General features: G+C 65.4%; 12 protein-coding genes. 5 read left to right on the top strand and 7 right to left on the bottom strand.

The annotated features are described in order from the left end of the window. Window positions 1-28: 28 nt before the first annotated feature. Genes SKZ59_RS12540 through SKZ59_RS12530 form a run of 3 tightly spaced genes read left to right on the top strand, consistent with a single transcriptional unit; the run spans window position 29 to window position 2,350 of the window. Complete coding sequence (locus tag SKZ59_RS12540; protein WP_034752585.1) at window positions 29-937, top strand: manganese catalase family protein; 909 nt, start codon at window positions 29-31, stop codon at window positions 935-937. Between the two features lie 24 nt (window positions 938-961). Further along, window positions 962-1,858, top strand: coding sequence for a ZIP family metal transporter (locus tag SKZ59_RS12535; RefSeq protein ID WP_319991964.1), 897 nt, complete (start codon window positions 962-964; stop codon window positions 1,856-1,858). A 36-nt stretch (window positions 1,859-1,894) separates the two neighbouring features. After that, a complete protein-coding gene (locus tag SKZ59_RS12530; protein WP_319991963.1) occupies window positions 1,895-2,350 on the top strand; it encodes a hypothetical protein in 456 nt (151 codons plus the stop codon). Window positions 2,351-2,372: 22 nt separating this feature from the next. Here SKZ59_RS12530 and SKZ59_RS12525 read toward each other — a convergent pair whose 3' ends face one another. From SKZ59_RS12525 to SKZ59_RS12505, 5 genes are read right to left on the bottom strand one after another with little or no spacing between them, the layout of a single operon-like run. Further along, window positions 2,373-2,948, bottom strand: coding sequence for a DUF1349 domain-containing protein (locus SKZ59_RS12525; RefSeq protein ID WP_319991962.1), 576 nt, complete (start codon window positions 2,946-2,948; stop codon window positions 2,373-2,375). A 24-nt stretch (window positions 2,949-2,972) separates the two neighbouring features. Continuing rightward, on the bottom strand, window positions 2,973-4,361 hold the full coding sequence (locus SKZ59_RS12520) for a TolC family protein (protein WP_319991961.1): 1,389 nt from the start codon (window positions 4,359-4,361) through the stop codon (window positions 2,973-2,975). Beyond that, window positions 4,358-7,450, bottom strand: a complete 3,093-nt coding sequence (locus tag SKZ59_RS12515; protein ID WP_319991960.1) for a MexW/MexI family multidrug efflux RND transporter permease subunit — start codon at window positions 7,448-7,450, stop codon at window positions 4,358-4,360. The genes SKZ59_RS12520 and SKZ59_RS12515 overlap by 4 nt, the downstream gene beginning before the upstream one ends. Before the next feature lie 15 nt (window positions 7,451-7,465). Next, window positions 7,466-8,566 carry an efflux RND transporter periplasmic adaptor subunit gene (locus SKZ59_RS12510; protein WP_319991959.1) on the bottom strand — a complete coding sequence of 367 codons (1,101 nt, stop codon included), beginning with the start codon at window positions 8,564-8,566 and terminating at the stop codon, window positions 7,466-7,468. A 46-nt stretch (window positions 8,567-8,612) separates the two neighbouring features. Further along, window positions 8,613-9,095 (bottom strand): DUF2165 family protein, encoded by a 483-nt coding sequence (locus SKZ59_RS12505; protein ID WP_070303193.1) that lies wholly within the window; start codon window positions 9,093-9,095, stop codon window positions 8,613-8,615. A gap of 123 nt (window positions 9,096-9,218) precedes the next feature. On the opposite strand from SKZ59_RS12505, the gene SKZ59_RS12500 reads away from it, so the two are divergent. After that, window positions 9,219-9,878 (top strand): helix-turn-helix transcriptional regulator, encoded by a 660-nt coding sequence (locus tag SKZ59_RS12500; RefSeq protein WP_319991958.1) that lies wholly within the window; start codon window positions 9,219-9,221, stop codon window positions 9,876-9,878. Here the strand turns inward: SKZ59_RS12500 and SKZ59_RS12495 are convergent. Beyond that, complete coding sequence (locus SKZ59_RS12495) at window positions 9,875-11,140, bottom strand: MFS transporter (protein WP_319991957.1); 1,266 nt, start codon at window positions 11,138-11,140, stop codon at window positions 9,875-9,877. The two genes, SKZ59_RS12500 and SKZ59_RS12495, sit on opposite strands and share 4 nt — an antisense overlap. 111 nt (window positions 11,141-11,251) lie before the next feature. On the opposite strand from SKZ59_RS12495, the gene SKZ59_RS12490 reads away from it, so the two are divergent. Beyond that, window positions 11,252-12,151, top strand: coding sequence for a LysR substrate-binding domain-containing protein (locus SKZ59_RS12490; RefSeq protein WP_319991956.1), 900 nt, complete (start codon window positions 11,252-11,254; stop codon window positions 12,149-12,151). Here SKZ59_RS12490 and SKZ59_RS12485 read toward each other — a convergent pair. Beyond that, complete coding sequence (locus SKZ59_RS12485) at window positions 12,148-12,900, bottom strand: SDR family oxidoreductase (protein ID WP_319991955.1); 753 nt, start codon at window positions 12,898-12,900, stop codon at window positions 12,148-12,150. The two genes, SKZ59_RS12490 and SKZ59_RS12485, sit on opposite strands and share 4 nt — an antisense overlap. Window positions 12,901-12,930: the final 30 nt, after the last annotated feature.

Here is a 12,930-nt window from a genome sequence, read left to right as displayed (position 1 = left end):
CCGGCGTGCTGCGAACGAGGAGAACCCCATGTTTGCACACAACAAGCGACTGCAATACACGGTCAGGGTGGAGCAGCCCAATCCCGGGCTGGCCAATCTGATGCTGGAACAATTCGGCGGCCCGCAGGGCGAGCTGGCCGCCGCCTGCCGCTATTTCACGCAAGCTTTGTCCGAGGACGATCCGGGCCGCAAGGACATGCTGTTCGATATCGCCACGGAAGAACTGAGCCACCTGGAAGTGATCGGCAATATCGTCGTCATGCTCAACAAGGGCGCCAAGGGGCGGCTGGCCGAGGGCGTCGACCAGGCGGCGGAGCTGTACCGCAATATCACGGGCGCGGGCAACGACAGCCATGTGACGCAGGTGCTGTACGGCGGCGGCGCGCCTCTGGTCAACTCGGCCGGCGTGCCGTGGACGGCCGCCTACATCGACACCATCGGCGAACCGACGGCCGACCTGCGCTCGAATATCGCCGCCGAGGCGCGCGCCAAGATCGTCTACGAGCGCCTGATCAACCTGACGGACGACCCGGGCGTGAAGGAAGCGCTGGGTTTCCTGATGACGCGCGAAGTGGCGCACCAGAAGTCGTTTGAAAAAGCCCTGTATTCGATCGAGCCCAATTTCCCGCCGGGCAAACTGCCGGGCGACCCGCAGTACGCGGACGTGTATTTCAATATGTCGCAGGGGCCGGGCGAGGAACGGGGACCGTGGAACCAGGGCGGCAAGTGGCAGTACATTTCCGACCCGCGCCAGCAGATGGCCGTCGATGGCGGCACTGGCGAAGCAGAAGTGAAATTGCCGCAGGACGAACTGGCCACCGTGCAGCAGATGGCTGCGCGCACGGCGTCGAATCCCGATGCCGACCCGCTGACGGGCGCGGAGCTGGGGATGCGGCCCAACGGGCGCGATGGCGGCACCTCGTCCATGCCCTTGTAGCGCAGCTGGCCGGGCACCACCAGCGTGAATACGCCGCGCGCGCTGCAGGCCCTGGCCAGACACTGGTCCTGGCCCCAGGCACTGGGCTTTGCCTTGTGCGGCGGTGGCGCGCTGTGGTTGCTGTACGCGCTGGCGACCGAGCTGGCGCTGCGCCATGCCCATCTGGAGCCGGCCCTGATCGGCGGCAGCATGGCGGCAGCCGCCACGGCGTTGGGGACCGTGCTGGTGCTGCTGTCGCACAAATTTTCGCAGCGCAACTACGACTGCTTCCTCGGTTTTGGCGCCGGCGTGATGCTGGCGGCCACCGCGTTTTCACTGGTGCTGCCGGCGCTGGCGGCGGCCAGGCAGCGCGTGGCAACGCCCATGCACGCCAGCCTGCTGGTGGCCTTTGCCATGGGCCTGGGCATGCTGCTGATCGTGGCGCTCAACCTGGTGGTGCGCGAACGCGTGCAGCACGGCGCGCCCGTCGCCGCCAGCAGCCTGAAAAGGGTGTGGATTTTTGTGCTGGCCGTCACCTTGCACAACCTGCCCGAGGGACTGGCGATCGGCGTCGGCTATGTCGGCGTGGAGTTGGAACGCGCCAATGCGCTGGCAGCCGGCATCGCTATCCAGGACGTGCCCGAAGGCCTGGTCGTGGCGCTGGCGCTGCGCAGCGTGGGTTACAGCCGGCGTCTGTCGGTGGCCATGGGCGCCGCCTCCGGCCTGGTTGAACCCGTGGCGGCGCTGGCGGGCCTGGCCCTGATCGGCCTCTCGTCCGCCCTGCTGCCGTGGGGACTGGCGGCGGCCGCCGGCGCCATGCTGTTCGTCATCGTGCACGACGCCATTCCCGAGGCGCAGCGCAGCGGCAATGGCGGTTTTTCCAGTATCGCGCTGGTGTTTGGTTTTCTCCTGATGATGGTGCTCGATACGGCCTTGAGCTGATGGCACTGTGCGTGTGTGCGCTGCCGGGAGGTCGATGTGCGTATCATGGGCTTCTTGCACTCGGAGAAAACAAAGATGCGCATTGATACGACATCGGACTCGCCAAGCTGGACCAAGGTTTTTGACATTGGTCATGAACTGCGGCAGCTTGGTCCCTTGATGGAAGAAAAATATCCTGCCCTCGACTGGGAATTGTTTGTGTGCCTGCGCTGCGTGCCGAAAGACTTGCAGAGAAAAACCTTTTGCCGTTACTACGCCAGCGACAATATGTTCGGCCTCGATATCGCCATGGACGAAGAAGACTTCGTGCCGGTGAAAAAAGACACACCGGGGCAACGCAAATTGATCGGCGCCGCTTTCTTCACTTTTTTTGCAGCCAGCATCCGGAAATACGAGAAAAAACTCCCGGAACTCCAGCCGGTTTCAGTACAACTGACCGCCGACGTGCGGCAATGGTGTGTCGAGAATCAGTGGCTCGATTCCGCCGCCTGATCCACCACGCACACACGGCCACTCAACTGAGATCGTGCAAGTCTTTTTGCAGCGCCGGGCCGGTGGAAAACTGCGAAAACACGACTTCAAGTCCAGCGCGTTCCGGCGTGCAGCACATGGGGCCGACGAGGTAGCGCGATGCCACGGGAAACGGCGCCAGGCGCAGCAGCGGCCACAGCTTGCCATCGGTCGAATACTGCACGCGGATGGCGCCTTTTTCCACCGTCACGCGCAGCCAGAAACCGTCCGGCATGGCGGGCGCCAGGCTGACGGCCCAATCGGATGTATCGACCGTCAGCACGGTGCTCAACAAGAGCTGACCGTCGGAAAATTCGACGCCGCACTTGATCCAGTTTTCCGCATCGATGCGCACCATCAGGCCCGCCTGGTCGTACAGCGCTGCGTACTGCGCCGACACATGCAGCTGCGCCGTGAAATCGCCCTCGATGCCGGTGCCGAAAAAGTGGCCGCTGTCGCGGATAAAACCATACGAGGTCTTGCGCCAGAAATCCGTGCTGGCGTCCGTCGTCACGCGCAATTGCGCGCCGTCGGCGGACCAGTTTTCCGGTGCATTGAGCCAGCTGCCTTGCGTGAACATCGTCTCTCCTTTTGATCGAAAATACTACATAGTTTGCCCCCATCCCAGCGCCTTGTACAGGGCAATCGCATCGATGTAGGACGCCGTTTCCGCCAGCAGCGCTTCGCGCCGGATATCGTACAAGGCGCGCTGGTTTTCCAGCACGGCCTGGTAGCTGCCGGAACCACCGTGATAGCGCGTGCTGGCGATGCCGAGGGCCGCGTTGCCATGGCGCGCCGACTGCAGCAGGGACGCCAATCGCGTCTGGTTTTCCGCCAGTTGCGTGACGGCGTTTTCCACGTCTTCCTGCGCCAATAACATCGTCTGCTCATAGCGCGCCAAGGCGCCTTGCGCTTCGGCCTGCGTGCCGCGCAAGCGTGCTTTGACGCTGCCCAGGCGGAAGGCCGGATAGCTGACCGATGGCGCCACCTCGAACGCGCGCGTGCCGCCGTCGAATACACCGCTGCCGCGCAGCGCAAAGAAGCCGAGGAAACCGCCCAGGCTCAGGCGCGGATACAGGTCGGCCGTGGCGGCCCCCACGTCTTCGCTGGAGGCGGCAAGCAGGCGCTCGGCGCGCACCACGTCGGGACGCTGCTTGATCAGGCGGTTCACGTCGCCGAGCGGCAGCTGGCCCGCCAGCGGCGCCTGTTGCCGCGGCGTGGTCGCCAGCGCGATGGCGCCCGGGGTTTGACCGCTCAAGACATCGAGCCGGTACTGCGCCTGGAGTAAACCCGCTTGCAAGGGCGGCAGCATCGCTTCGCTGCGCGCCAGGTTGGCCAGCGCGTTATGGCGCTCTTCCGGCAAGCCGCTGCCGGCGCGGATGCGCGCGTCGGTCAATGCCACCGTATCGCGCCAGCTGTGCACCTGCGCCTGCGTCAGCGCCAGGTTTTGCTGGTAGCCCAGCGCCTCGTAGTAATTGCGCGCCACTTCGGCGGCGATCGTCAGCTGCACTTGCCGCAAGTCCGCCTGCGCCGCGTCGGCGCGCGCCTGCGCCGAACGGCTCATGTGCCCGAGGCGGCCGAACAGGTCGATCTCCCATTGCGCGTCGAACCCTATGCGCGTGCTGGCGCTGGCGGCGCGGCTGTCTGGCGTGTCCTGCTTGACTGCGCGCTGCCATCCTGCCTGGCCCGTGACGGTGGGCAGTTCATCGAGCCGGCGTTCGTCGAAAACGGCACGCGCGGCCAGCAGATTCGCCTGCGCCTGGGCGATATCGAGGTTGTGTTCGAGCGCGCTGGTGATCAGCCGCGACAGGCGCGCATCGTCGAAAAACGTCCACCAGGCGGCCTCGCTGACGGCACTCGCGCCGGGTGCGAATTGCGCTTGCTGCGGACTGGCCAAATGGATGGCGGGCGTGCCCGGCGTGACATAGGCGGGGCTGACGGCGCAGCCGGCCAGCACGGGGAAAAGAGAGACAAGATAGCGGTAATTTTTCATGGGGATTCCTTCAGCGCCTGCGACAAATCGCGTGCACGCGGCGTGGCATGGTCGGCCGTGTGGCGGCGGGCCAAAAAGGTGTAGACAGTGGGCAGCACGAACAGGGTAAAGAAGGTGCCGATCAACATGCCCGAGACGATCACCACACCGAGGCCGAAGCGGCTGTTGGCGCCCGCGCCCGAGGCGAACAGCAGCGGCACCAGGCCCACCACCATGGCGGCCGTCGTCATCAAAATCGGGCGCAAGCGGATCTGCGCCGCCTTGCGAATGGCCGTGATGCGGTCGAGCCGTTCATGCACCTGCAATTCGTTGGCAAATTCCACCATCAGGATGCCGTGTTTGCTGATCAAGCCGATCAGGGTCACGAGGCCGATCTGCGTGTAGATGTTGACGGTGGCGTAGCCGAGGGCCAGCGGAATCAGCGCGCCGCAGATCGACAGCGGCACCGTGATCAGGATGATCAAAGGGTCCGTCAGGCTTTCATACTGCGCCGCCAGCACCAGGTAGATGACGACAACGGCCGCAAGGAACGCCAGCAGCAGCGCATTGCCTTCCGTGGCGAACTGGCGCGCATCGGACTGCCAGTCATAGCTGAAGCCCGGCGGCAGGGTCTTGGCCACGCCATCGAGGAAGGCGACGGCGTCGCCGAGGGTCACGCCGGGCGCCGGCACGCCCTGGAAGGTGGCCGCATTTTGCTGGTTGAATTGCGTCAGCATGTTCGGCTCGATCTGTTCCGTCACCGAGACAACGGCGGACAGGGGCAGCAGGCTGCCATCGTCAGCGCGCACGTACTGCTGCGTCAGGGCTTGCGCCGTGAGCCGCTGTTCGCGCGGGCTTTGCGCGATGACGTCATACGCGCGGCCATCCATGCCGAAGCGGTTCAGGTAATTTTCACCCACCAGCACGGCCAGCGATTCGCCGATATCCTGCATGCGGATGCCCAGGCTGTTCGCCTTGGAGCGGTCGACGCGCACTTTGACCACCGGGTTGTTGTAATCGAGGTCGCTGTCGACGACGGCAAACAGGCCGCTATCGCGCGCACGCTGCTTGACGTCTTCCATGGTGCGGAACAGGGTGGCGTAATCCTGCGCGCTGCGCAGCACCATCTGCACGGGCAAGCCGCCGCTCGATCCCGGCAAGGGCGCCAGCTGGAAGGCGAAGATGCTCGTGCCTTCCACGTCGCCCACGGCATGCTGCAATTCGGCCTGGATGACGGCCGCGTTGCGCGAACGTTCGGCCCACGGCGTGAGGTTGATGCCGCCGATGCTCGATGCCGGCCCTTCGCCGCCGTTGATGATCCAGCGCGAGTCCGTTTCCGGGATATTTTTGTAGATGGCATCGAGCTTGTAGGAAAAGCGCTCCACGTAATCGAGGTTGGCGTGCTGCGGCGCCTTGATCGCCGTCAGCACGCTGGCCTGGTCTTCCGCCGGCGCCAGTTCGCGCTGCGGCAGCAGGTATAAAAACGGCAAACTGACCATCACCAGCGCGGCGAAACCGGCACTGAGCCAGCGGTGGTGCAGCGAGCGGTCCAGCAGGCGCGCATAGCGGCTGGTGAGACCTTCGAAGAAATGCTCGGCGGCGCGCGCCATGCGTCCTTCCGATTGTTTGGGCTGCAGCAGCAATGAGCTCATCACGGGCGACAAGGTCAAGGCCACCACGCCCGACACCACCACGGAGCCGGCCAGCGTGAGCGCGAATTCCTTGAACAGCGCACCCGTGAGTCCCCCCATCATGCCGATCGGCGCATACACGGCGGCCAGGGTGATCGTCATGGCGATCACGGGGCCGGCCACTTCGCGCGCGCCGACGAGGGCGGCCGCCACGGGCGTCTTGCCTTCCTCGATATGCCTATGGACGTTTTCCACCACGACGATGGCATCATCGACCACCAGGCCCACGGCCAGCACCATGGCCAGCAGGGTCAATAAATTGATGCTGAAGCCGAAGGCCAGCATCAGCGCCGCCGCGCCCAGCATCGACAACGGGATCGTCACGACGGGTATCAGCACGGAGCGCAAGGAACCCATGCACAGGTAGATGACGATGACGACGATCAGCAGCGCTTCGAGCAGGGTGTGCGCCACCTCGTCGATGGACGACTGGATGAAGCGCGCCGTCTCGAACGCCAGTTCGACTTTCACGCCCGGTGGCAGGGTTTTCTGGATTTCGGGCAGCAGCTTCTTGATACCGTCGACGATCACCAGCGGATTGCCGCCCGGGGTGGGCGACAGGCCCAGGTACACGGCCGGCACGCCGTCCATGATGCCGCTCGTCTCCGTGGCGGCCGCGCCCAGTTCCACCGTGCCCACGTCTTTCAGACGCACGAGTGACGCGCTGTCATCGCCGCCCTTGCGTATGACCATGTCGCGGAACTCCGCCACGCTGGTCAGATCCGTGTTGACGCTGATGTTCGAGACGACGAATTGTCCTTTGACTTTGCCGGGCGCCGCCTGGTAGTTATTGCGCCGCACGGCGTCGGCCACGTCGGCCGCCGTCAATCCGCGCGCCGCCAGTTTCGCCGGGTCGATCCACAAACGCATGGCCAGTTGCTGGCCGCCATACACGTCGACCTTGGCCACCCCGTCGATGGTGGCGAACATCGGTTGCACGACGCGCGCCAGGTAATCCGTCAGCGCGGGCGCGGACACGCTCTCGCTGGCAAAGCCGACATAGGCGACGGCCGAGGAATCGCCGGCCGAGCGCTCGATGACGGGGTCAAAAGCGCCTTCGGGCAGCTTGTAGCGCACCTGGTTGACCTTGGCCATCACTTCCGTCAACGCCTGCGTGGAATCGCGGTTCAGTTCCATGCGCACGGTCACCGTGCTGCTGCCCTGCACCGACGACGAAGTGAGGTAATCGATGCCTTCCACCGACGATACGGCTTGCGCGATCGGCTGCGTGACAAAGCCCTGCATCAGTTCCGCCGAAGCGCCCGGATACGTGGTTTTCACCGTGATGGTCGACGATTCGAGCATCGGGTATTGACGGATCGGCAGCTGCAGGATGGCGATCACGCCCAGCATCAGTATCAAGGTGCTGATCACCAGCGCCAGCACGGGGCGGCGTACGAATAAATCGGTAAATTTCATGGTGATGTCTTTCCTTTACGAGCCGGCTTTGGGCGCGGCGCGTTTTACTTCGTCCAGGGTATTGGCGACCGCTTGCACGGCCATGCCATCGGCCAGTTTCAGCTGGCCCGAAGCGACCACGCGCTGGCCCTCGCGCAAGCCGTCGAGGATGGCGATCCGGCCCCCTGCCCGCTCGCCCAGTTTCACGCCCACGCGCTTGACGGTGAGCGGCTGTTTTCCCTCCTGCTGCGCGACAAAGACCGTGTCGCCATACGCGCTGTAGGTCACGGCCGTTTCCGGTACCGTCAGCTGCTGGCCCGCCTCGCGCGCCACGCGCACGTTCGCGTACATTCCCGCCTTGAGCGCGCCGCGCGGATTGGCGAGCGCCGCTTGCACCTGCACCATGCGCGAACGGGCGATCAGCGGATCGATGGCGTTGATCTTGGCCGTGAAGATGTCATCGGGATAGGCGTCCACCAGCACTTGCACGGCCTGGCCTGGCGCCAGTTTCGCGCTGCTCTGTTCATCGAGGGCGAAGTTCACCATCAGCGACTGCGTGTCGATCAGGCTGGCCACCGTGTCGGCCGCGTTCAGGTACTGGCCCGCGTGCACCTTGCGGATGCCCAGCTGTCCGGCGAACGGCGCGCGGATGGTCTTTTGCGCGATCAGCGCCTCCGTCTGGCGCACGTCGCCCAGCGCCGCATCGCGCGCGGCCAGCGCACTATCGAGCTGTTCCTGCGTGGCTGCCTTTTCCTTGACCATCTGCGCGGTGCGCGCATGGCTGCTTTCCGCATTCTTCAGCTGCGCGCGCTGGCGCAGCAGGGCTGCCTGTTCCGGCGCATCATTGAGCTGCACCAGCACGGCGCCGGCCGCCACGCTTTGCCCCGATGCGAAGCGGATCTGCGTGATGCGCCCGCCCGTTTCGGCCGCCACCTGCACCTGGCGCGCCGCTTCCAGTTCGCCTACGCCAGCGAAGTAGCGCTCCTGCGTGCCCAGCACGACGGGCACCAGCGCCACCTTGGTGGCGGGGTAGGCGGCGGCATCGGCCGCATGCGAGTCCGCGCGCGGGGTCAGCGCGGCGCCCGCGACGGCCAGGGCGATGGCCAGCGCGCAGGCGCCGACGATTTTCGTATTCATGATGAAGTCCTTTACAACTGGGAAGAAGAGGCGCAGCGGAGGCTGATCAGGTCCGCTGCGCGTTGAAAAGAAAGAACAGGCCGATGGTCCACAGCAGCAGCACCAGGTGCGTCGTCTGCAAGCCTTCCTGTGCGATCCAGTAGCCGAACCACAGGCCGCCCAGGTGCATCAGCAGCAAAAAGGCGGCCATGGCGCACAGGGCCAGGTTCAGCCAGGGCAGCGCCTGCGTCAGCGAGGCGCCGAAGAACAGCGCCACGCCCGTCCAGGCGGCGATGGCGGCCAGCAGTTGCAAGGTCAGCACCACGCCCAGCGACAGCCGGTGCAAGGTCAAGGACGTGAGCGCGCGGCGCAGCAGCGGCGTCTGGATGGTCGGGTCCTGGCGCAGCGGGTCCATGCGCATGGTGTTGCCGATGGCCCAGACGGAGCCGTGGAAGGCGTGCAGGTTGTTGATGGCGGCCAAGGTCAGCCAGATGGCCAGGCCGGTAGCGAGAATGGCGTGAAACAGCCAGATCGAGTGCTGCAGCTGCATGGGATTCCCGTCCAAAGAGTGTCTTGCCGGCATACGGACGTGGAAACTCCTCGACAGCGGGGAGCTACCGGCCTATTATGCAAGCAATTAGTTGGTTAACTGGCCCCATGATAGTTGAGTGAAATGAATTACACAAGTAAACGTTTGGATAATAGCGAAGCGCCGCAAACGACGGAGCGCATCCTGTATTTCATCAAGACCAAGGGACCCGTCTCCACGGCGACCCTGGCCAAGACCCTGGACATGACGGGCGAGGCGGCGCGCCAGCAAGTGCAAAAGCTGGTGGCGGCGGGCTTGATCGAGGGGCGCCAGGAAGCGCAGGCGGGTGCCGGCCGGCCGCGCCAGAACTGGGTCTTGACGGAAGCGGGCAATGCGCGCTTTCCCGACACGCATGCGCAGCTGACGATCAAGCTGATCGGATCCGTGCGCCAGCTGTTTGGCGAGGCGGGGCTGGACAAATTAATTACCCAGCGTGAAGAGGAAAGCCGCGGCGCATATGCGCTGGCGTGCTCGGCGCCGGACTTGTCCACGCGGCTGCGGCAACTGGCGGCCGTGCGCGACGAAGAGGGTTATATGGCGCGCGTGGAGGCGGACGGCGACGACTGGCTGCTGATCGAAGACCACTGCCCCATCTGCGCCGCCGCGCGCACCTGCCAGGGCTTTTGCCGCTCCGAATTGCAGCTGTTCCAGGAAGTGGTGGGACCGCACGCCAGCATCGTGCGCGAGCAGCACGTGCTGGCCAATGCGATGCGCTGCGTGTACCGGATCCGGGCGCTGCCCTAGGCTTTCGGAAACAGCGGGCGGGCCAGCAGCGCCACCAGCCCCGCCAGCCACCACACGACGGGCCAGTTGCTGGCCGCCAGCAAATGCGGGATGGCAATTGGCGTGAGGAACAAGCCCACGTAGACGGCCGTGTTCGCCATGCCCAGCGCCGTGCCCGCGTTGGCGCCGCCCGCTTCCGTGGCCAGCTCCGTGTAGGCCACGCCATGCCAGGCGGACACGGCGATGCCGGCCAGCACCACGGCGGCCATCAACAGCCAGCCCGGCGCATCGCACGCGGCGGCCATGCCCAGCAGCATGAACGTGGCCAGCGCCACCAGGGCCGAGCCGCGCAGGTAGGCGGGCCGGTTCGCGTGGCGGTCCGTGTGGCGTCCGCTCCAGATGCGCATCACCATGGCGCCCACTTGCAAGGCCACCATCACGGCCGTGATTCCCGCCAGGCCCAGGTGGCCATGGTCGTGCAGGAACACGGTGGCATAGCTGAGCACGGCAAACTGCGGCACGCACAGCAAGCCGATGGCGGCCACCATGCGCCAGACCTTGCGGTTTTTCAGGGGCGATGTTGCCTGGTCTTTCATCAGGCCCGTGGGTGCGTTGTGCGGCCCCGTGGCGGCCTCGGCAGAGAAATCGGGCTCATGCATCCAGCGCCACGTAAAAAACGCCGACAGGCCGCATACGAGGGCCAGGGCGCCAAACACGGGCATGAAGCCATAGCGTGAAGCCAGGCTGGGCAGGACGAGGGCGCCGAGGCCACCGCCGAACGGCACGGCCGTCTGGCGGATGCTCATGGCGAAACCCCGTTCGCCGGGGCCGAACCAGCGCATCACGGCGCGGCCGCTGGCGCCATTCACGCTGCCGCCCAGCACGCCGACCAGGGCCAGCCCGGCCGCCAGCGCCCATAGGGGCGGCACGGCGCCGTCAGCAGGCGTGATCCACAGCAGCAAGGACAACAGCGCCAGCATGGTGCCCAGCAAGCCGGTCAGCAGCACGGGCCGGTCGCCCCAGCGGTCGGTGGCCATGCCCCACGGCAATTCGGTCAGGGCCACACCCAAGCCCATGGCGCCCAGCGCCACCCCCAGTTCCGTATTGCTCAGGTGATAGCCGCTGCGCAGCCAGATGGCCGTGGTGGGCATGCCGTTGGCGGCGGCGGAAAAGCTGGCATTGGCCGCCACGCCGACGGCCAGTACTTTCCAGCGGTGGGCGTCGCCCGGCGCGGGCACGGTGGCGGAGACAGGAACAGGAACAGCTTGGCAATTGGTGCTCATGGCGGGACAGGAAAGTGGTTGACCCTGACAGTGTTGCGCAGTACGATCATTCTGAATATCAGATAATTTACGTTAAACCATCCCATAAAACCGGACGATTGTATTGATGCCATGAGCTTGCTTAATTTCGACATCGCCTTTCTGCGCAGCTATGTGGCTGGCATCGAGCTGGGCAGCTTTGCCCGCGCGGCGGACAAGGTGGGGCGTTCCACCTCGGCCGTCAGCGCCCAACTGAAAAAACTCGAGGAGCAGGCGGGCATGCCCCTGTTCCGCAAGGATGGGCGGGGGCTGGCGCTGACGCCGGCCGGCGAAGTTTTGCTCGGCTATGCGCGCCGCCTGCTGGAACTCAATGACGAGGCGGCCGTCGCCTTGCGCGGCGCGGAACTGGAAGGCTGGATCAGGCTGGGCTTGCAGGAGGATTTTGGCGAAGCCTTGCTGCCTGACGTGCTGGGGCGTTTTGCCCGCGCGCATCCGAAAGTGCGGATCGAGGCGCACGTGGCGCGCAACACGGCCTTGATGGAAGGCCTGGCCATGGGGCAGCTCGACCTGGCCCTGCTGTGGGGCGGCGCGTGCATCGCTGACGTGGCTGAGTATCCGCCGCAGCAGCGCCAGCATATTGCGGAACCGGCCATGCGCTGGATCGCCTCGTCCAGCCTGGCCTGGCGGCCCGAATCGGGCGAGCCTTTGCCGCTCATTGCGTTCGACCGCGAATGCCTGTTCCAGCGCTGCGCCACGCAGGCGCTGGACCGGGCCGGCATCGCCTGGCGCACGGCGTTTACCAGTCCCAGCCTGGCCGGACTGTGGGCGGCCGCAGCAGCGGGGCTGGGCGTGACGGTGCGCACGGGCCTGGGCTTGCCGTCATCCGTATGCGCGCTCGATCACGTAGAGGCGGGCTTGCCCGCCCTGCCCCCGCTGTCGCTGGAACTGCTGCGTGCGTCACAAGTGAGCAGGCCGCCCGTCGAGCGGCTGGCGGACCTGATCATCGAGTCGCTGCAGCAAGACGCGGCTTAGAACGCCTGCGCCGTCGGGCGCAGCACGATTTCATTGATGTTCACGTCGTCCGGCTGCTCGATCGCATATGCGATGGCGCGCGCCACCGAAGCGGCGGGAATGGCGATCTCGTAGAACTCCTTGACGGCCTTGGCGCTCTCGGCGTGGCTGCTGCCCTCGCTCAATGGCGTGTCCACGGCGCCCGGTGCAATGACGGTGGTGCGGATGGTACCGCCGCTGGCCGCCAGCTCATGGCGCAAGCCTTCCGAAATGGCGCTGACGGCAAACTTGGTGCCGCTGTAGACGGTGCCGCCCGGACTGAAGACTTTTTGTCCCGCCACCGACGAGATATTGATGAAGTGGCCGCTGTTTTGCGCCTGGAAATACGGCAGGACGGCGGCGATGCCATTCAACACGCCTTTGATGTTGATATCGATCATGTTGTTCCACTCGTCGACTTGCAAGGCGCTCATCGGTGCGATGGCCATCAGGCCCGCATTGTTGATCAGCACGTCGACCTTGCCGAACACGGCCAGGGCCGTGTCGATCAGATTCTTGACGTCGGCAGGCACCGTGACGTCGGTCTGGGCGATGGCGGCCTGGCCACCGGCCGCCGTGATTTCCTCGGCGATGGTATTGAGCAAATCCATGCGCCGTGCACCGAGCACGACGCTGGCACCCAGTGCGGCCAGATGGCGTGCCGTGGCTTCGCCCAGGCCGCTGCTGGCGCCGGTGATGACAACGACTTTCCCTGCGATATGTAGACTCATGATGGATTCCCTGTGGAGGCAGCGGAGTGC

Origin of the sequence: Janthinobacterium sp. GMG2 (genome assembly GCF_033949445.1) — a bacterium.
Lineage (GTDB): Bacteria > Pseudomonadota > Gammaproteobacteria > Burkholderiales > Burkholderiaceae_D > Janthinobacterium > Janthinobacterium aestuarii.
The sequence above is the reverse complement of the archived record's forward strand: the minus strand, read 5'-3'. Positions and strand labels throughout refer to the sequence as shown.

What these genes read in the sequence shown, in the direction of transcription:
- SKZ59_RS12505 (WP_070303193.1), bottom strand. Translation starts at nt 9,095, where the DNA reads ATGCAGCTGCAGCACTCGATCTGGCTGTTTCACGCCATTCTCGCTACC.
- SKZ59_RS12490 (WP_319991956.1), top strand. Translation starts at nt 11,252, where the DNA reads ATGAGCTTGCTTAATTTCGACATCGCCTTTCTGCGCAGCTATGTGGCT.
- SKZ59_RS12510 (WP_319991959.1), bottom strand. Translation starts at nt 8,566, where the DNA reads ATGAATACGAAAATCGTCGGCGCCTGCGCGCTGGCCATCGCCCTGGCC.
- SKZ59_RS12525 (WP_319991962.1), bottom strand. Translation starts at nt 2,948, where the DNA reads ATGTTCACGCAAGGCAGCTGGCTCAATGCACCGGAAAACTGGTCCGCC.
- SKZ59_RS12500 (WP_319991958.1), top strand. Translation starts at nt 9,219, where the DNA reads ATGAATTACACAAGTAAACGTTTGGATAATAGCGAAGCGCCGCAAACG.
- SKZ59_RS12485 (WP_319991955.1), bottom strand. Translation starts at nt 12,900, where the DNA reads ATGAGTCTACATATCGCAGGGAAAGTCGTTGTCATCACCGGCGCCAGC.
- SKZ59_RS12495 (WP_319991957.1), bottom strand. Translation starts at nt 11,140, where the DNA reads ATGAGCACCAATTGCCAAGCTGTTCCTGTTCCTGTCTCCGCCACCGTG.
- SKZ59_RS12520 (WP_319991961.1), bottom strand. Translation starts at nt 4,361, where the DNA reads ATGAAAAATTACCGCTATCTTGTCTCTCTTTTCCCCGTGCTGGCCGGC.
- SKZ59_RS12515 (WP_319991960.1), bottom strand. Translation starts at nt 7,450, where the DNA reads ATGAAATTTACCGATTTATTCGTACGCCGCCCCGTGCTGGCGCTGGTG.
- SKZ59_RS12540 (WP_034752585.1), top strand. Translation starts at nt 29, where the DNA reads ATGTTTGCACACAACAAGCGACTGCAATACACGGTCAGGGTGGAGCAG.